Source organism: Halomonas korlensis (genome assembly GCF_900116705.1).
GTDB lineage: Bacteria > Pseudomonadota > Gammaproteobacteria > Pseudomonadales > Halomonadaceae > Halomonas > Halomonas korlensis.
The window spans coordinates 209,738-228,372 of sequence record NZ_FPBP01000003.1; the positions used below are offsets into that span (position 1 = coordinate 209,738).

The following is an 18,635-nucleotide window of genomic DNA, read 5'->3' on the forward strand; positions in this document are numbered from 1 at the left end:
CTTGTGCAAGGGCTGCAAGAAAATCAGTGGGTCGGTGGCACCCGACCACCGAGGCTCGCGGTGATCTCGGCCGCGGTATCACGCACCATCTTCCCGAGTTCCAGTAGCCGCGCTTCGGGAATACGAGCGACCGGGCCGGACACCGAAATGGCGGCCAGCGGGTTGCCGTGTTCGTCATGCAGGCAGGCGGCCACGCAGTGCAGGCCGATGGCGTGTTCCTCGCGGTCGCAGGCGAAGCCCTGGCGTCGCACCTCGAGCAGCCCCTCGCGAAGTGTTTCGGGAGTGTGCAGGGTGTTCTCGGTGACCCGGGCCAGGCCCCGCTCGTCGAGGACGCGCTCGAACTCGTCCTCCGGCAGCCAGGCCATCAATGCCTTGCCGACGCCCGAGGCATGCAGCGGCGCTCGCGAACCGAGCCGGGTGATCATGCGCATCATCTGCGGCGACTCGCTCTGGGCGAGGAATACCGCCGTGCCGTTGTCGCGCACGCCGAGATTGGCCGTCTCGCCGGTCTGCGCGGTCAGACGACGCAGGAAGGGGCGGCTGGCGCCGACGAAGTCCCGCGCTTCGAGGAAGCTGTTGCCGATACGGAAGGTCTTGACGTCGATTTTCCAGACGCCGAGTTCGTTGTCCTGAGTGACAAACCCCTGGCTCTGCAAGGCCTGCAGCAGACGATGGGTGGTGGACGGGGCCAGGTCGGTCTGTTCGGCCACCTCGGAGAGCACCAGGCCGCCGGGGCTGAGTGACAGACGCTCGAGGAGGTTGAGCCCCCGCACCAGCGACTGGCTATGTCCACTGGTGCTCTTGCCTGAACCGGCGGGACGTCCCGCCGTTCTGCGCTTGCCTTCACTCACCCGCTTTCTCCCTTTGAGCCATCGTCACGCCGGGAGACAGGATACCGTCTCCGCGCGTTGCTGTCTTGATGCGGAAATGCGTTCCATTGTCTATTTAGACGGCGCTCGTCTTGCATTCAGGTAAGCTTTTCTGAACGTTTAAGACAGTAAGGTCTCATTTTATTAACCGTAAGGCCGGTCCATGCTGGTTTCATGACAGTAACCGCGAATCCGCAAGAGGGCAGCACCATGGTCGAACTGCGCACCCAACCCATGGATGACACCGATGACGCTACGCAGTCGGCAAAGGCCGACGGTGGCGCGCTCAATCATCATTACTGGATGCCGTTCAGCGCCAACCGCGACTTCCACGACCACCCGCGAATGATCACGGCGGCGGACGGGCGTTACTTCATCGACGATCAAGGTCGGCGACTGTTCGATTCGCTGTCGGGCCTGTGGACCTGTGGCGCCGGCCATAATCGAGTCGAGATCCAGCAGGCGGTGGCCGCCCAGCTCGGCAGCCTGGATTTCGCGCCCGGCTTTCAACTCGGTCATCCGCTGGCGTTTCAGCTCGCCGAGAAGGTCGCGAACCTCACGCCGGCGGGGCTCGACCATGTGTTCTTCACCAACTCGGGGTCGGAGGCCGCGGATACCGCCGTGAAGATGGCCAAGGCCTACTGGCGTCTCAAGGGGCGCCCAGAGAAGACCCGCATGATCGGGCGCGCCAAGGGTTATCACGGGGTCAATATCGGCGGCACCAGCCTCGGCGGCATCGGGGGCAACCGCAAGCACTACGGCCAGCTGATGGACGTCACCCACCTGCCGCATACCCTCCAGCCAGCGCTGGCCTTTACGCGTGGCCAGGCCGAGTCCGGCGCGGCGCTCGCCGATGCGCTGCTCGACCAGATCGCCCTGCACGATGCCTCCAACATCGCCGCGGTGATCGTCGAGCCGATGTCGGGGTCGGCTGGCGTGATCGTGCCGCCCATGGGGTATCTGGAGCGGTTGCGCGAGATCTGCACCGCCCATGACATCCTGCTGATCTTCGACGAGGTGATCACCGCCTTCGGCCGAAGCGGCGCCAATACCGGGGCCGAGGCCTTCGGCGTGACGCCGGACCTCATGACCCTCGCCAAGCAATTGACCAACGGTGCCGTGCCCATGGGCGCGGTGGTCGCCTCCGGCGAGATCTTCGATACCTTCATGCACGCCGGGGGGCCGCGCCACGCCATCGAGTTCCCGCACGGCTATACCTACAGTGCCCATCCGGTGGCCTGTGCGGCGGGACTGGCGGCTCTGGCGATGTTCGAGCGTGAGGACTTCCCGGGGCAGGTCCGCCATATTACCCCGGTATTCGAGGACAAGCTGCACGCCCTGAAGGGCCGCCCGCACGTAGTCGATATCCGCAATTACGGTCTGGCCGGGGCGGTCCAGCTAGCACCGCGCAACGGTGACCCGACCGTTCGCCCCCGCGATGCGCATATGGCGTTATGGGATGCCGGCTTCTATGTGCGTTACGGCGGCGATACCCTGCAGTTCGGCCCGCCCTTCGGCACCACGCCCGAGGAACTCGAGCGGCTTTTCGACGCCGTGGCGACCGCCCTCGACCTGCTGGATTGATCAACCGGACAAGGCGTCTCGGCGCCCGACGAGACGCCGATTCGTCGCTGATGAGCAGGCATGATGACGTTCACGGCACACGGCATCGGGGGCAGGCGAAGGGCCAAACGCATCAAATTTTAAACGCGTATATCACTATGGTTCCATTGATAGGACATGGCTATCAATTTGATAGATCTTAATGGGTTTAGACTTTAGGTTAATGTCGTTATCCTGCGTAAACACTTAATTACTTGGTCTTTCGCAAGGAGCAATACCAGAGATGTCTTTGATCAATACCGAAATCAAACCATTCAGCGCAACGGCCTACCACAATGGCGAGTTTATCGACGTCACCGAGGAAAGCCTGAAGGGCCAGTGGAACATCTTCTTCTTCTACCCGGCCGATTTCACCTTCGTCTGCCCCACCGAGCTGGGTGACCTCGCCGACAAGTACGAGGAATTCAAGCAGCTGGGTGTCGAGATCTACAGCGTTTCTACCGATACGCATTTCACCCACAAGGCGTGGCACGACAGCTCCGAGACCATCGGCAAGCTGCAGTATCCGATGCTCGCCGATCCGACCCACACCATTTCGCGCAATTTCGAGGTGCTGATCGAGTCCGACGGCGTCGCCGAGCGTGGCACCTTCGTGGTCGATCCCGACGGCAAGATCCAGATTGTCGAGCTCAATGCCGGCAACATCGGCCGCAATGCCGAGGAGCTGCTGCGCAAGGTCAGGGCCGCTCAGTACGTGCGCGCCAACCCGAATGAAGTCTGCCCGGCCAAGTGGGAAGAAGGCCAGGACACCCTGGCTCCGTCCCTGGACCTGGTCGGCAAGATCTAAGCGACTCGACCCGCCGACGAAGCCTGTTCTCGCTTCGTCTGTCCACGCCCGGGCCCGGCTAAATAGCTGCCCGCCCGGGCGCTTTTTTCAGGAAGCACGATACGCCGTGTCCCGCATGGTGGGTGCGTGATGGCGTCATGTTTCCGATCCTGTTACCCAGACATGAAGGACTGCCGCTGCCATGTTGGACGATACGCTGAAAAGCCAGCTCAACGCTTATTTGCAAAAAGTCACTCATCCGTTCGAGATCGTCGCGTCCCTCGATGACGACGACAAGTCCCAAGAACTCCATCGGCTGCTGACCGATATCGTCGGTCTGACCGACAAGATCAGTCTGACCACCGACGGTAACGATGCCCGCAGGCCATCCTTTACCCTGAAGCGTTCAGGGCAAGAGACCGGCATCGTCTTCGCCGGCATCCCCATGGGGCACGAGTTCACCTCCCTGGTGCTGGCACTGCTGCAGGTGGGTGGCCATCCGCCCAAGGCCTCCGTTGACGTGATCGAGCAGATCAAGAGCCTTGAGGGTGAGCTGTATTTCGAGACCTACTACTCGCTCTCCTGCCAGAACTGCCCCGATGTGGTCCAGGCGCTGAACCTGATGGCGATCCTCAACCCGGGCGTCCACCACGTGGCCATCGATGGTGCGTTGTTCAAGGACGAGGTCGAGCAGCGCCAGGTGATGTCGGTGCCGAGCATCTACCTCAACGGCGAGCCCTTCGACCAGGGCCGCATGAGCCTGGAGCAGATCCTCGCCAAGGTCGACACCGGCACCGCCGAGTGCGAGGCCGCCAAGCTCAGCGAGAAGCCGGTCTTCGATACCCTGATGATCGGCGGCGGCCCGGCCGGTGCCGCGGCGGCGATCTACGCTGCACGCAAGGGCATCCGCACCGGTGTGGCTGCTGAACGCTTCGGCGGCCAGGTGCTCGACACCATGGCCATCGAGAACCTCATCTCCGTGCCTCACACCGAAGGCCCCAAGCTGGCCGCGGCGCTGGAGGAGCACGTCAAGGAGTACGAGGTCGACATCATGAACCTGCAGCGCGCCGTGGCGTTGGTGCCGGCGGCCGAGGCTGGCGGCGAGCATGAGGTGCAGTTCGCGTCCGGCGCCAGCCTCAAGGCCCGGACACTGGTGCTGGCCACCGGCGCCCGTTGGCGCGAGATAGGAGTGCCCGGTGAGGCCGAATATCGCAACAAGGGCGTGGCCTACTGCCCGCATTGCGACGGCCCGCTGTTCAAGGGCAAGCGCGTGGCGGTGATCGGCGGCGGTAACTCTGGCGTCGAGGCGGCCATCGACCTGGCCGGCCTGGTGGCCGAGGTGACGCTTATCGAGTTCATGGACGAGCTGCGCGCCGATGCGGTGCTGCAGAAGAAGCTCGCCAGCCTGCCCAATGTCGAGATCATCAAGGGCGCACGTACCACCGAGGTCAACGGCGACGGCAAGCGCGTCAACGGCCTGACCTATGAGGAGCGCGCCAGCGGTGAGATTCGCAAGGTAGCGCTGGAGGGCGTGTTCGTGCAGATCGGCCTGGTCCCTAATACCGAGTGGCTGAAGGACTCGCCTATCGAGCTGTCACCGCATGGCGAGATCATCACCAACGAGCGGGGCATGACCTCGGTGCCCGGCATCTTCGCCGCCGGCGATGTCACGACCGTGCCCTACAAGCAGATCGTCATCGCCCTGGGTGAGGGGTCGCGTGCGGCGCTGGGCGCCTTCGACCACTTGATTCGTAGCTGACCCGGCCGCTCGGGTCTTGGACCTGTGGCCAATAGCCGGGCTTGAGCGAGCGTGCAAGGATTCGCCGCGACGTCGCCAGGGGGAGGGGGTGATCGCGTAAACCACTTCGGCAGCGCAGGCTTTCAGGCGTGCCATAGTCCTGCCTTTTCCGGAGATAGCCCGCCATGCCTACCGCGTCACCAAGCACCCGCAGCCCGGTGAGCGCGACCCAGCCCAGCGGCTGTGTGCTGATTCTCGATACCGATGCCTCGCGGGTCCTGCAGACCAGTGCCAACCTGCCGGAGATACTGGGCGTACCGGTCGATGCGGCGCTCGCAGAAGGGCCGGGGCATGTACTGGGTCACGACTTGGCCGGACACGCAGTCTGCAACTCGATGCCCGGCGCAGCGGCGAGCGGGTATTGGTCGAGATCGAGCCGCTGATCCGGCAAGGCAAGCAGCGGCTGCTGGCGACGTTGAATGCCTGGCTGATGCGCCATGGCGACAACTGGTTGGAGCTGTTTCGTGCCCAGGGGCTGGCGCTGGTGATGCCTGTGGCCTGCTGGCCGTGGCCTTTCCGCTGGGGGAGTCGCGGCGCGGCTGGCTGCTGCTGTTTCGCCCCGAGCAGCGCGAGACCTATGCCTGGGTGAGGTTGCTCGACACCGGGCTTGCGGCCGCCTGCCCGGGCGACACTCCCCTGCTCGGACAGTTGTTCAATCAGTGGCAGGAGGAGATCAGCGGTCATAGCGCTGCCTGGGAGCGAGTCGAGCGGCTGGCGGCCAGGGATCTCGCCGAGGATCTGGCGGTCATGGCCTCGGCCCAGCAGATCAACCGCCTCTATGCCAGCCTGCGCCAGGAACAGCAGGCGCTGGCCGAGGCCAACCGCCGGCTCGAGCACCTGGCCCATCACGACACCCTGACGCGGATATGGAACCGCTATCGCATCGAGCAGGCCATGGATGTCGAGCTGACCGCCGCCGAGCGCTATGCCCGGCCGGTGGCGCTGCTGCTGTTTGATATCGATCATTTCAAGCGCATCAATTATCGCGCCAAGGAGGCGGGCCGCGACCGTCTCGAAGCCCAGGGGTAGCATTTTTCTAATCAATAACGCCATCATGGGCGTAGAAAACGTCATTGTTTTGCATGACCGCGCTCATTGGCGTCGACACGGCCAGGCGAACAGGCACGGCGTCGGGGCTTCATCGTTCACCGGGGAAGCGAATCATGGTAACAGCCGAAGAGGCCTTTCGGCAGCTGGCCGACGGTCTCGGGCGCAGCGGCGCTGACGACTTCTTCAAGACCCTCGTCCAACGCCTGGCCACACTGCTGCGGGTCGATCACGTGATAATCGCCGAGGTGGTAGAGAGCGATCATGCCCAGACGCTCGCGGTGTGGTCCGGCGACAAGCTGAGGGCGAACTTTCGCTATCAATTGGCCGGCAGCCCCTGCGAACGGGTGGTGGGCCACGAGGCCTGCTTCTTTCCCGGTAATGTTTGCGGACTCTTTCCCGATGATACCCTGCTGCGGGCGCTGGCAGTCGAAAGCTACCTGGGAATGCCGCTGTATGCGGTCGACGGGTCGCCGCTGGGGCTACTGGCGGTGCTGCATGACCAGCCGATGCAGTTCGACCGTCTGGCACATGAAGTGCTGCGCATCGCTGCCACCCAGGCCGGCGCCGAGCTGGGCCGGCGTCATGCCGAACAGGCACTCACACACAGCGAGGCCGCCGCCCGCGAGAGCGAGCGGTGGCTCGACGCCCTGATGCACCAGCTACCCGGCATGGTCTATCGCTGCCACAACGACCGCGAGTGGACCATGCAGTTCGTCAGTCACGGCGCACTCGTGCTCACTGGCTACCGCCCCGAGGCCCTGCTCGGCAACCAGCCGACCAGTTACGGCCGGCTGATTCACCCCGGCGACCGTGACCGCGTCTTCGACGTGGTGCAGGATGCCGTGGCGCGCCATTCGCCCTTTCGCGTGATCTATCGCCTTGCCTCTGGTGACGGCACAACCCGTTGGGTGTGGGAACAGGGCCAGGCCGTCTATGCCGCCACCGGCGAGGTGGAGTGGCTCGAGGGTTTCATCATCGACATCACCGAGCAGCACGAGTCGCAGCGCATTCAGCAGGCAGTAGTGCAGGTCGCGACCACCGTGTCCACCCGGCTCGGCGATGACTACTTTCACCAGCTGGTACGCAATCTGGTCGAGATCCTCGAGGCCGATGCCGGGTTCGTGGCGACCCTCGATACGACTCAAGAACCGGCGACGACCCTGACCACCCAGAGCCTGATGGTCGACGGCCAACGGCTCGACAACATCACCTATCCCATCGAAGGCTCGAAATGCGCCCAGGTGCTCGCCGGCCAGGAATGCATGAAGGCCGCGGGTGAAGCCGTCAGCCTGCCCGGCGACGCGCCCGGCCGTCAGCCGGCGCAGGCCTGGCTCGGCCGGCGGCTCGACAACGTCGAGGGCCAGCCCATCGGCGTGATGATGGTGCTGTACCGCCGCCCGCTGGAAGACAACAACTTTCCCACCTCGGTGCTGCGTATCCTCGCCACTGGGGCCGCCGCCGAGCTGGAGCGCCGCCGCGATCATCAGCGCATGCAACAGCTCGCCTATCGTGACATGACCACTGGCCTGCCCAATCGCATCAGCTTCGTGGAGGTGCTGGCCGAGTGGCGGGCACGCGCCGAGAGGCGTCAGCGCCCGCTGGCGATGCTGTGTCTCGACGTGCGACGCTTCAAGGAGATCAATGACACTCACGGCCATCAGGTCGGCGACCAGCTGTTGGCGATGGTAGCCCGGCGCTTTCAGGGGGCGCTTGGTACCGGGGAGTTCCTGGCCCGCCTGGCTGGCGACGAGTTCGCCCTGCTGCTTGCCGATGCCGACGAGGCGGCAATTGCCGACGCGATGCGGCGCATGCCGGAAGCGCTTTCCAGCCCTATCGTGCTGGGGCATCGCAGCTTCACGCTCGAGGTCAGCGTCGGTGTCGCCGAGTATCCCCGGGATGCCCTGACGCCGGACGATCTCTTCACCGCCGCGAGTATCGCGCTCTTTCATGCCAAGCAGCACGCCAAGCAGAGCGGCAACGGCAGTAGCCATTTCAATGATGCCATGGCGCGTGACCTTCATCACCGCCAGCGGATGACCGAGCGCCTCCTGGCGGCCCTAAAAGGTGACGGCCTGCAGCTTTGCTACCAGCCGCAGTTCGACCTGACCACCGGCGAACTGGTTGGCGCCGAGGCCCTGTGCCGCTGGCACGACGCCGAATGGGGCTGGGTCAGCCCGGGTGAATTCATTCCGTTGGCCGAGGAGCGCGGGCTGATTCGCCCGCTCGGTGACTGGGTGCTGCAGGAAGCCTGCCGCCAGCTGGTGGCCTGGCGCCATAGCGGGTTGCGCCTGCCAGGGCGGTTGTCGATCAACATCTCCGCGCAGCAGTTTGACGATCCGCAGCTCGCTGGGCATATCGCCGGGCTGATCGAGGACACTGAAATCTCATCGATCGCCCTTGAGATCACCGAGAGCGACTTCATGCGCGACCCCGAGCAGGCCGTGGACATTACCCGGGCCCTGCGCCAGGCCGGCTTCGCACTGTCCATCGACGACTTCGGTACCGGCTATTCGTCGCTCGCCTATCTGCGCCGCTTCGCCGCCGATGCGCTGAAGATCGACATTTCCTTCGTGCGCGACATGCTCACCAGCCACCACGACCGCGCCATCGTCGACACCATCATTGCCATGGCTCGCGCCCTCGGGCTCAGGACCGTGGCCGAAGGTGTGGAAACCCGCGAGCAGGCCGCAGCGCTGGCCGAACTCGGTTGCGATCAGGCCCAGGGGTACTATTTCGGCCGGCCGGTGTCCGGCGTCGCCTTTTTCGAGCAGTGGGGCGCTACGGTGGGGCGGGACTGACGGTGTTCTTCGTTTTATCGCGACCTCCGGTTATATGATGACTTTCTGATGCTTAATCGGTGACTTTTGCATAGCAGCATCAGCAGGGCCATGATAGCGACAGTAAAATTTTCTTTATCCCCGTCGATCCAGAACGGGCAAGCCAAAACGGGTAATCGGCGTAGTGCCGGCAGGCAACGGGATGGCGTCCCGTTGCGCGCCGACAAACCGTGCAGGGACCAGGCCCCTGGCATCCAGGACTGAGGGGAGGGCGGCCATGTCGATTGGCTGGTGGCGGTGGAGTCTGGCCTTGCTGGTGGGGGTGAGTCTCGGTGGGTGGGCGCAGGAAAGGCCCGACGCGCAGTCACAATCCTCGAGCAGGAACGACGAGATACGCCTGGTGATTCCCTTCGGCCAGGGCGGGGCGACAGATGCGCTGTTTCGCTTGATCGTCAGGCCCGCAAGCAAGCGGCTGGGCCGGGATATCGTGCTGGAAAACGTCCCTGGAGCGGCCGCGACGCGTGGTGCCCAGCGGGTAAGAGAGGCAGCCTCGGATGGCCGTACCCTGCTGGCCAGCCATCAGACGCTGATCCTGTCGTTCCTGTCGGGCATCTCGACCCATGATTTCCAGGCCTTCGTCCCGGTGGCACTGCTGATGCGCACGGTCAATATCCCCACCACCTACCCGCAGCATGAAGTGCAATCAGCTGCCGAGTTCGCCGAGCATGTGCGATCGCAAGCGGAAAATAAAAGCGCCCGACCGGTGCGCATCGGCATGATCAAGGGGTCGACCGATCATTTCTTCTGGTTGCAATTCCTGAAGGCGGTTGAAGTCGAGCCCGAGGCGGTACAGATGGTGGGCTATCCCGATACGGCCTCTCAGGTGGCGGCGTTGCTCGGCCGCGAGATCGATTTCTCGATGCTCAATCTACCCTCGGCGGGCGAGATGTACGCGAAGGGCATTCTCCATCCGCTGGGAGTCGCCGATGACCGTCGCCTCGCGGGCCTTCCCGAGGTGCCGACCCTTGAGGAGCAGGGCGTCGCGGTACTCAATACCACCAACCGGGGACTCTTTGCCCCGCTGGGCACGCCTCGCGAGCTGCTGGAGCCGCTGACCGCGGCCTTTGCCGACACCCTTCAGAACGACGCGCTGGCCGAGCGGCTGGAGCGTGAGTTCGGTACGCGGGTGGATATTCGCCTGTTCGAGGACTACGCCGCCTATCTTTCCACGCGTACCCAGGAGCTCAAGGCGCTTGCCAATGAAGTGGAGTTCGTCCGATGACTGTCCGACGGGCAACGAGAGGCCTCGCAAGCGCCGCGATGCCGTACAAGGCGTGTGACATCGCGCTGGAAACGGCGCTGGTGATGACGGCGGCCACCTTCATGGTGCTCGGCGTGTTGGGGCTGCTGACGTTCACGCTGGGCCTGGCCTATCCCCTGCGCAGTGTGCTGGTGCCCGATGCGGCGCTGGCGGCACTGTTGGGTGGCGCCGGGCTGCTGTCCGCCAGCTTTGGCTGGCATCGTGCCCGGTGTCTCGCCGGCGCCGTACTGATGTCATTGTTTCTCTTCTCGCTGTTTCAGGATGTCACCGCCCCTGAGAGCGCCTCCTGGCTGACCGGCCGTGAGCGCGTCGTGCCTTTAGCGGCTGTCGTGATGTGCGGCGTGGCACTGTGTTTGATACTGGGGATTCGAGGCCGTACCCGGCGCTGGCTATGGGCGGGGATGGGGCTAACGCTGATCGGCCTTGGAGTGACAGCGCTGGGTGTGCTGCTGTTGGGTGGCGACAGTCGCGGGACCGAGTTCTATGTGTCATCGCCCGTGGCGGCCACGTTATGTGCCCTGATCTGCGGATTGGCCATGGGGTTGATAGCACTGCGCGGTGAGCGGCAGGCCCTGCAGGTGGGCAGGATGGCCATACTGGCAGGGCTGCTCGGCATTGTGCTGAGCGGCTCGGCCTGGTACCTGCTCAGTTGGCAGCACCAGTACGACAAGCGCCAGCAGGCGAGCTTTGTACTCGACAACATTCAATTGAATACCGAACAGGCGATGGCCTCTCAGCTAGCGTTGATGCAGCGCATGGCCGAACGGCTGGATGCGGTGCAAGGTCGCTTCGACCAGACGGTGCTGGAGCGCGATGCTCGCAACTACCTTCGGGATGCCCCCGGGCTGCAGGCCATCGGGCTGCTGAACGCCCAGGGCGCCTGGATCTGGGGGCACGTTCGCGATGAACGAGCGTGGGGCTGGCTGGGGCGGACTCTGGTCGACCCTCGGGTAGAAGCCTGGCTCGAACTTGACTTTTACCAGCCGCGCTTGATGCTCCCCGATGAGGAGGTCCAGCAGATGGCGCTGATGGTGTTGCCGGTCGCAGCATCGCGCTACCAACTGCTGGCCAGCCTGGACATGGCCATCCTGTTAGATGAGGAGTTGCGGGTGCAGCTGGGAACGTACCTCGTGCGCGTGCGCCGTGGTGACCAGACGCTGCTCGAGATCCGTGCGCCGGGGCGTACGGGAACGCCGGGCGAGAGCCACTTCCCGCGCCTGGAGCAGCGCCATGTTGGCTTGCCGGGCGGCATCATGCTCACCCTCGAGGTGTACCCTGATTCGGCACGGGACATGCTCGAGGCCGGCCTGGTACCCGGTGGCGTGGGGATCGCCGGGCTGATGCTGAGCTACCTGCTGGCCTACAGCCTGGGGCTGGCGCAGCTGGTACTGGGTCGTTCGCGTGAGCTCGCCGCGGCGCGCCGTTATCTGGAAGCGCAGCAGGACGTTCAGGCGTTGATCGCCCGCGAGGCACCGCTGGACGAGACGCTGCGACGTATCTGCCGGATGCTTGAGCAGCAGATACCGGGGGCACTGTGTTCGATCATGCAGCGCTGTGGTGACAACCACCTAGTGCTGATGTCGGGTGACAGTCTGCCGCCAGCGTATCGTGAGGCTCTCGGTGAGATCGAGATCGGTGCCGATATGGGCGCCTGTGGCAGTTCGGCTTTCCTGCGCGAGACAGTCATCTGCGAGGATATTCTCGCGGATGCACGCTGGCAGGGGTTTCATGGCATTGCCGCCGCCGCCGAGCTGCGCGCCTGCTGGTCCTGCCCGGTGATCGCTTCGGACGATCGGTTGCTGGGTACCTTCGCCACCTATTATCGCGTCGTTGGCGGCCCCGAAGAGCGGGAGCTCGAGCTGTTGCACAAGGCGGCGGAGCTGGTGGCTCTGGCCATCGAGCGCCACCAGGATCGCCGCGCGTTGTGGGAAAGCGAGCAGCGCTATCGTTCGCTGTTCGCCTATAACCCCGATGCCGTGTTCTCGCTGGACCTGACGGGGCACTTCGCCACCGCCAACGCGACCTGCAGCGAGATCACCGGGTTCACCAACGAGGCGATCATCGGGGCGCATTTTTCTGAGTTTATCCAGCCCAGCGACGTTGAATGGATCAAGGAGCGTTTCAAGACGGCCTCCGCGGGGGAGTCAACCCGTTATGAGCTGACGCTGATCGACCGCGGTGGCGACGAGCGGGTACTCGATCTCACCAACCTGCCTATCGTGGTGGAGGGGCGTATCGAGGGCGTCTACGGCATCGCCAAAGACATCTCCGACCGCAAGGTGTATGAAGCGCAGCTGTCCTACCACGCCAGCCACGATGGCCTTACGGGGCTGGCCAATCGCTCGCTGTTCGAGGACCGCCTCGCCCATGATTTCGCCCTGGCTCGTCGCCATGGCCACTGTCTTGCGGTGCTGTTTGTCGATCTCGACGATTTCAAGCCGATCAACGACAGTCTGGGTCATGCGCTGGGCGACAAGGTGCTGATCGAGGTGGCAAACCGGCTCGCCGCGGGTATGCGACCCGGCGATACGCTGGCTCGTCTGGGCGGTGACGAGTTCGTGGTGCTGCTCCCCGACCTGACTGACGCGCTGCAGGCCAGGCAGATGGCGGAGCGCCTATTGCCGATAGTCGCGCAACCCTACTGCATCGATGAACTGGAATTGCACCTCACCTGCAGTATCGGTATCGCCGTGAGCGATGGAAAGACCGAGCATCCCATGATACTGATCCAGCAGGCCGACATGGCGATGTACCGGGCCAAGCGCCAGGGGCGCAATGCGTATCATTGGTTTACCCACGAGATTACCGCCAAGGTCAATGAACGCGTCGCGCTGCGCAACGAGCTGCAAGAGGCGATCGACACGCAACAGTTGGAGCTGCATTACCAGCCGTTGCTGGATCGTGAGGGCGAGGTAGCGAGCGTCGAGGCGCTGCTGCGCTGGAAGCATCCTGCCAAGGGCTATATCCCGCCAGACGTGTTCATTCCGCTGGCCGAGGAAACCGGCCAGATCATGCCGATCAGCCAGTGGGTGCTGGAGCGCGCCTGTCTGGACATGGTCCACCTGGAAGCCACCGGCTACGGTACCCGACGCGTGGCGGTGAACCTCTCTCCGCTGCAGTTCCATCGCTCAGGCTTCCTGGCGACACTGAGTGAAACGCTCGCGGCCACGGGGCTGCCGGCCGAGCGCCTTGAGCTCGAGCTCACCGAGGGTATCCTGATGGACGATACCGCGGTCGCCATCAAGATCCTCCACGCGCTTCGCGCCATGGGCATCGAGGTTGCGGTCGACGACTTCGGCACCGGTTTTTCCAGCCTCAGCTATCTCAAGCACCTGCCCATCGGCAAGGTCAAGATTGACCGCAGTTTCGTCAAGGAGCTGGCCCAGCGCGCTGACGACGCTGCTATCGCCCAGGGCATCATTTCCATGGCGCATCATCTGGGGCTCGGCGTGGTCGCCGAAGGCATCGAAACCAGCGAGCAGCATGACCTGTTGCTGCGTTACGGTTGCGATGCCTTCCAGGGTTTCCTGCTCGCCCGCCCGATGCCGCTTGACCGGCTGAAGTGCTTCCTGGCACAGCGTGTAGCGGTGTGATTACCGCCTGACAGGTTCACGAGCAGGACAGCCAACGATGAATTATTGTGCAAGAGTCGCGGGCCACTGCGGCCGTTGCGAGGGCGAGCTACCCTTCGCTTTCACCATGGCCTTTCAACCGATCGTGGAACTGGCCGAAGCCAGGGTCGTGAGTTTTGAAGCGCTGGTGCGCGGGGTGAAGGGGCTGGCCGACGAGCTGGACATCGCGCTGATCGCCGAAGGGGTGGAAACACGCGCCGAAGCCTTGTGGCTGGGTCGCCTGGGGATCACTCGCCAACAAGGGTTCTACTTTGCGAGGCCCTAGCTGGAATCGCTGGGCGAGGATCTTCGCTTCGTCCGCGCTTGAAGGCATTGCGCAGGGAGATGCGCCTCAGTAGGGAGGCCGGTCTGTCATGATCATAGGGGACGTCGTGATACGCCCCCAGGGAGAGCCACCATCGATGGCAGCAAGACCACCACACCGGGAAGATCGGGGACGGCGTGAAGGCGAGGCTCGATCCGACGTCATACACTTTCTCCAGCAACCGAAGAGCTATCCCGAGCCAACCTCGCAAGTGGAGCTCCGCGAGACGCACCTTTCCTGCGTCTTCCTGACCGATCAGTGGGTCTACAAGCTCAAGAAACCCCTGCGCTACGACTTCCTGGACTTCAGCACCCCGGAAGTACGACGGCGCAACTGCGAAACCGAGGTCAGGCTCAATTCAGAGCTGGCGCCATCCATCTACGAGGGCGTGGTGACCCTGGCCGAGGACCCCGAAGACGGCCTCAACCTGGAGGGACGAGGGCGACCCATCGAGACCCTGGTGAAGATGCGGCGTTTGCCGGATGAAGGGAATCTCGAGGCACGCCTCGAAGAGGATCGGGTCGAGGCCCAGGATGTGAATAAGGCGGCGAGGCAGCTGGCGCGATTCTATGCCGGTCGGCAAGCCAGGGGACGCGTCAGGGTCGATGATATCGAGGAGAAGGTCGGCGAATGGCTGAAGGAGCTGGCGGCGCTGCCGGTGGATGTTGGCGACGAGCTGACGGCCCTGGGGGATGCGCTGTTCCAGCGCCTCCGCTCCATGCGCCGTCAGCTCGAACAGCGTTACCGGGCGGACGTTCACGGCGACCTTCGCCCCGAACATGTCTATCTCGGCAATGAACCGGTGTTCCTCGACCGTCTGGAATTCAACCCCGAGCTGCGCCTCATGGATCCGGTGGAGGAGCTGAGCTTCTTCGCCATGGAGTGCGAGCGGCGCAACGCCGCCTGGATCGGCAGGCAGTTCCTCGATGCCTACCGGGAGGAGACCGGTGACCCTGCGCCCGAGCCCTTGGTGGCGCTCTATACGGCATACCGCGCCCTTCTCTGGGCGGTTCTCAGCGCCCGCCATCTGGAGCGGGAGGATCACCGCAAGCCCTGGAGCCTTATTACCCGCGACTACCTGCAGCGGGGCCTGAGGGCGCTAGGGACGTGAGACGCTCCCTTGTCCCGAGGGGCGCCTATTTTCCATGGAGTGTCGTGATGGCCCGGGCGAAGAGGTCGGCCACCGGTATGACTGTCACTCCGCCCTTGCCCTGTGTGGGCATCTCCAGCCGTGGCTTGACGCTGTCGGTGATCAGCAACTGGTCCAGCTCTTCGGCATCGAAGAGCTTTTCCGAGCCCGGCCCGAACAGGGCATGGGTGATCACCCCATAGACCTTTGTGGCGCCCTGGCCCCGGCATGCCTGAGCGGCACGCAGCAGGGTGGTGCCACCGGCGACCAGGTCATCGACGATGATTGCCACCTTGCCCGACATGTCACCGACCACGGCCTCGCCGGACACCACGCCCTCACTTCGCCGTTTCTCCATGACATCGCTGGGTGGGCGGCTGCCGGTGCGTGCTTCCCAGATATCGCGGAATCGATCCACGCGCTTGGCGCCGCCGGCATCGGGGGAGACGATGACCACGTCGTCTCCCTGGTGTTCGTGCAGGGCGTCCACAAAGAGTTCATGGGCCTCGAGGTGTTCCGTCTGGCAACGAAAGGCATTGTCGAAGGCGGCCCGGTTGTGGACTTCCAGCGCTACCATGCAGTCCGTGCCCAGGGCCTCAAAAAGCTGACCCACATAGCGTGTCGTCACCGGGTCGTGATCCTTGGTGCGCCGGTCCTTGCGGGCATAGGCGAGATAGGGGACCAGGGCGGTGACCCGCCGGGCGCCGGCATCTTTCACCGCACCGATGAAGAACAGCAGACGCACCAGCTTGTCGTTGACGCTGGATGTCTCGTCCCCGAAGAGGGTGTGGAGGACATAGACATCCTGGCCGTGGAGGTCGACGAGGGAGCGCGCCTTGTGCTCGCCATCCTCGAAGTGGCGCTCCTCGTGGGAAGCGAGCTCGATGCCCAGCCGGGACGCCACCGACTCGCCGAATGCCTGACTGCCCTCCAAGGCAAACACTACTGGTTCGCTCTGCACCGGTTCGCTCTGCATAGTGCCTCCTGAGGCAATGACAGGGTCTCTTCAGTGAAACTCGGACGGCGGATTCTTGCCAGTCCTGGACGAAAAAACCGGCCATCGAGGCTAATCGGAGGAGGCGATGTCATTCGATCAGCCACACGAAGGGCAGCAGCGACAGCGCCAGGATGGCCAAGGTCAGTGCACTTAGCAGTGCGATGCGAAGGGGATGGCGCCACAGGCGCCGCCAGAGCGTGGGCGCCTGGCCCCTTGCCGCAAGCTCATCGCGCTCGCGCCGGACGCGTTCGCCGAGCGCCTGCTGGTACTGGTCGATCGCCTGGCGGGCGCTTGCCAGCTGGGCATCGTCGTGCAGCCAGATCGCCGCCACCCCCAGCCCCCAGAAGCCGGCACGAGTCTCGTAGGTATCGAAGCCGTGGCCCTCAAGCAGGCTGCGAACCTCATCGGCCTCTTCGTCGGGCACGTTGTTCAAGCGAAACAGTAGGGTTGCCATCAGGATCTCCCGCGTCGCTGAAGGCCCAGTATGCCATGAGGGCTCATGCCAGCGGGGTGACGCTGGCATGAGCCCTCATGGCAGCGGGGTGACGCTGGCCGGCGCCAAGGCAGGCCGGTCGCGGTGGTGGCTCAAGGGCCGGCCCTCCAGCGCGGTCAGCAGGATCTGCAGCGGGTCGCCGTGACTGACCAGCAGGATGGTCTCGCCGCTGAGCGACGCCTCGAGCGACTTGATCACCGCACCCATGCGCTCGGCCACGGCCACCACGGGCTCGACCCCATGCCGGCGGTGGCCCGGGTCGTGGGCATCCAGCGCCCAGACCTGCTCATAGCGACTGACCGGCTCGGCCTCGAAGTCGCCGAAGTGGCGCTCGCGCAGGCGTGGCTCGGGCTGGAGGGTGATACCGAAGTGCTCGCCCACACGGGCGGCCGTCTGGGTGGTGCGCAGGAAATCCGAGTGAACGATACGGCTCGGCGGTGGCCAGTGCCAGCCCTCGATGAGCTGTGCCAGTTGATCCTCGCCGCCGCGTGAGAGCCCGTAGTCACTCAGACCGTGGCGTGGGTCGCTGATGATCAGACCGCGTTCGTTCGCCTGGCTGTGGCCGTGGCGCATCAACAGGTAGCGGTTACCCCGTGGCGTCGGGGCGTTGAGAGTGTCGTGTGGCATCTGCTTGTCATGAAGAGGGAATTGGGCGACAGTTTTCCTATGTGGATAGTCTACGCCGAGATGTGTTCGGTTTCGCTCATCCGCCTGGCCTTTTTACTTTCAGGGTCAAGAATAACCATAAATCGAGGTACGCCATGACAATCTCTCTATCGGCTGGAAAGTTCCCCCTGGCGGCGCTGGCCGCCGCCACCCTGTTGCCGCTGTCGATGCTGGCTGCCGCCCCGGCGCAGGCGCAAGACGATTGCGAGCGCGGCGACCTGGCCGACATCTACTGCGACGAGAACGGCGACATGGTCGCCGACCGTCCCGACGACGAATCCGAGTGGGCCAACCCCGATACGCTGATCTTCGCTTACACCCCGGTCGAGGACCCGGCGATCTACTCGGACATCTGGCAGCCATTCATCGATCACCTCGAGGAGGTGACGGAGCGCGACGTGCGCTTCTTCGCCGTGCAGTCCAACTCGGCTCAGGTCGAGGCCATGCGCAGCGGTCGGCTGCACATCGCCGGTTTCTCCACCGGCCCGACGCCCTTCGCGGTCAACCTGGCCGGGGCGGTGCCCTTCGCACTGATGGGCTCCGACGATGGTCGCTTCGGTTATACCCTGCAGCTTTATACCCACGTTGATTCCGGCATCGACGAGATGGAAGACCTCAAGGGCAAGCGGGTGGCTCATACCTCGCCGACCTCCAACTCGGGCAACCAGGCGCCGCGTGCGCTCTTTCCGGAGGAGGGCATCGTGCCCGGCGAGGACTACGAGGTGGTCTATTCCGGCAGTCACGACCAGTCGATGCTCGGCGTGGTCGCCCAGGACTACGACGCCGCGCCGGTGGCCTCCGAGGTGGTCGAACGCATGGCGGCGCGCGGCCTCTATGACGAGGAGGACGTGAAGATCATCTACGAGTCGGATCGCTTCCCGACGACCTCCTACAACTATGCCCATAACCTGCATCCCGATCTGGTCGAGAAGGTCGAAGAGGCCTTCTTCAGCTTCGACTTCGCAGGCACCGATCTGGGCGAGGAATTCGAAGGCGTCGAGAAGTTCATTCCCATCAATTACGCGGAAGACTGGAAGGTCATCCGTACGATCCAGGAAGCCAACGGGGTCGAGTACACCCCCGACAACCTCGAGGAATAGTACCTCGAGGAGTCGTACTTAGAGGAGTCGTGCTTAGAGGAGTCAAACCGAGCCGAGCGCCTGGTTTAGCTCTCTCTGCAATGATCTCGCCAGCGGCCCTCCGTGCAGGG

At 64.0% G+C, this 18,635-nt stretch carries 15 protein-coding genes; 11 read left to right on the forward strand and 4 right to left on the reverse strand.

The genetic code is table 11. The features are described from left to right. Positions 1-23 precede the first annotated feature (23 nt). Positions 24-851 (reverse strand): IclR family transcriptional regulator, encoded by an 828-nt coding sequence (locus BM341_RS05735; RefSeq protein ID WP_089793834.1) that lies wholly within the window; start codon positions 849-851, stop codon positions 24-26. 252 nt (positions 852-1,103) lie between these two features. On the opposite strand from BM341_RS05735, the gene aptA reads away from it, so the two are divergent. The 10 genes from aptA to BM341_RS05785 all read left to right on the forward strand — a co-directional run bounded on the left by aptA (position 1,104) and on the right by BM341_RS05785 (position 15,251). Next, positions 1,104-2,453, forward strand: a complete 1,350-nt coding sequence (aptA, locus tag BM341_RS05740) for an omega-aminotransferase AptA (protein WP_217646182.1) — start codon at positions 1,104-1,106, stop codon at positions 2,451-2,453. A 262-nt stretch (positions 2,454-2,715) separates the two neighbouring features. Continuing rightward, positions 2,716-3,279, forward strand: coding sequence for an alkyl hydroperoxide reductase subunit C (gene ahpC / locus BM341_RS05745; protein ID WP_089793838.1), 564 nt, complete (start codon positions 2,716-2,718; stop codon positions 3,277-3,279). Between the two features lie 181 nt (positions 3,280-3,460). Then, entirely contained in the window at positions 3,461-5,017 is a 1,557-nt protein-coding gene (ahpF, locus tag BM341_RS05750) for an alkyl hydroperoxide reductase subunit F (protein ID WP_089793841.1), read from the forward strand. Positions 5,018-5,181: 164 nt separating this feature from the next. Further along, positions 5,182-5,439, forward strand: coding sequence for a hypothetical protein (locus BM341_RS05755; protein WP_089793842.1), 258 nt, complete (start codon positions 5,182-5,184; stop codon positions 5,437-5,439). Beyond that, positions 5,348-6,085: a GGDEF domain-containing protein gene (locus BM341_RS19200; RefSeq protein WP_281246481.1), complete on the forward strand. Its 738-nt coding sequence runs from the start codon at positions 5,348-5,350 to the stop codon at positions 6,083-6,085. The genes BM341_RS05755 and BM341_RS19200 overlap by 92 nt, the downstream gene beginning before the upstream one ends. Before the next feature lie 134 nt (positions 6,086-6,219). Continuing rightward, positions 6,220-8,904, forward strand: a complete 2,685-nt coding sequence (locus BM341_RS05765; RefSeq protein ID WP_089793845.1) for a bifunctional diguanylate cyclase/phosphodiesterase — start codon at positions 6,220-6,222, stop codon at positions 8,902-8,904. Between the two features lie 256 nt (positions 8,905-9,160). Then, positions 9,161-10,165 (forward strand): tripartite tricarboxylate transporter substrate binding protein, encoded by a 1,005-nt coding sequence (locus BM341_RS05770; RefSeq protein WP_245784178.1) that lies wholly within the window; start codon positions 9,161-9,163, stop codon positions 10,163-10,165. A 38-nt stretch (positions 10,166-10,203) separates the two neighbouring features. Further along, positions 10,204-13,797 (forward strand): EAL domain-containing protein, encoded by a 3,594-nt coding sequence (locus BM341_RS19205; protein ID WP_245784179.1) that lies wholly within the window; start codon positions 10,204-10,206, stop codon positions 13,795-13,797. A gap of 37 nt (positions 13,798-13,834) precedes the next feature. Next, a complete protein-coding gene (locus BM341_RS05780; RefSeq protein ID WP_089793850.1) occupies positions 13,835-14,101 on the forward strand; it encodes an EAL domain-containing protein in 267 nt (88 codons plus the stop codon). 136 nt (positions 14,102-14,237) lie between these two features. After that, positions 14,238-15,251, forward strand: coding sequence for a hypothetical protein (locus BM341_RS05785; protein ID WP_139232979.1), 1,014 nt, complete (start codon positions 14,238-14,240; stop codon positions 15,249-15,251). Between the two features lie 25 nt (positions 15,252-15,276). On the opposite strand, the gene BM341_RS05790 is transcribed toward BM341_RS05785, so the two are convergent. From BM341_RS05790 to BM341_RS05800, 3 genes are all read right to left on the reverse strand, one after another. Further along, positions 15,277-16,245 carry a ribose-phosphate diphosphokinase gene (locus tag BM341_RS05790; RefSeq protein ID WP_089793854.1) on the reverse strand — a complete coding sequence of 323 codons (969 nt, stop codon included), beginning with the start codon at positions 16,243-16,245 and terminating at the stop codon, positions 15,277-15,279. A 109-nt stretch (positions 16,246-16,354) separates the two neighbouring features. Continuing rightward, entirely contained in the window at positions 16,355-16,720 is a 366-nt protein-coding gene (locus BM341_RS05795) for a DUF6164 family protein (RefSeq protein WP_089793856.1), read from the reverse strand. Positions 16,721-16,795: 75 nt separating this feature from the next. Then, on the reverse strand, positions 16,796-17,386 hold the full coding sequence (locus BM341_RS05800) for a histidine phosphatase family protein (RefSeq protein ID WP_245784180.1): 591 nt from the start codon (positions 17,384-17,386) through the stop codon (positions 16,796-16,798). A gap of 134 nt (positions 17,387-17,520) precedes the next feature. Between BM341_RS05800 and phnD the strand changes: the two genes are divergently transcribed. Beyond that, a complete protein-coding gene (gene phnD / locus BM341_RS05805) occupies positions 17,521-18,525 on the forward strand; it encodes a phosphate/phosphite/phosphonate ABC transporter substrate-binding protein (RefSeq protein WP_089793858.1) in 1,005 nt (334 codons plus the stop codon). Positions 18,526-18,635 lie beyond the last annotated feature (110 nt).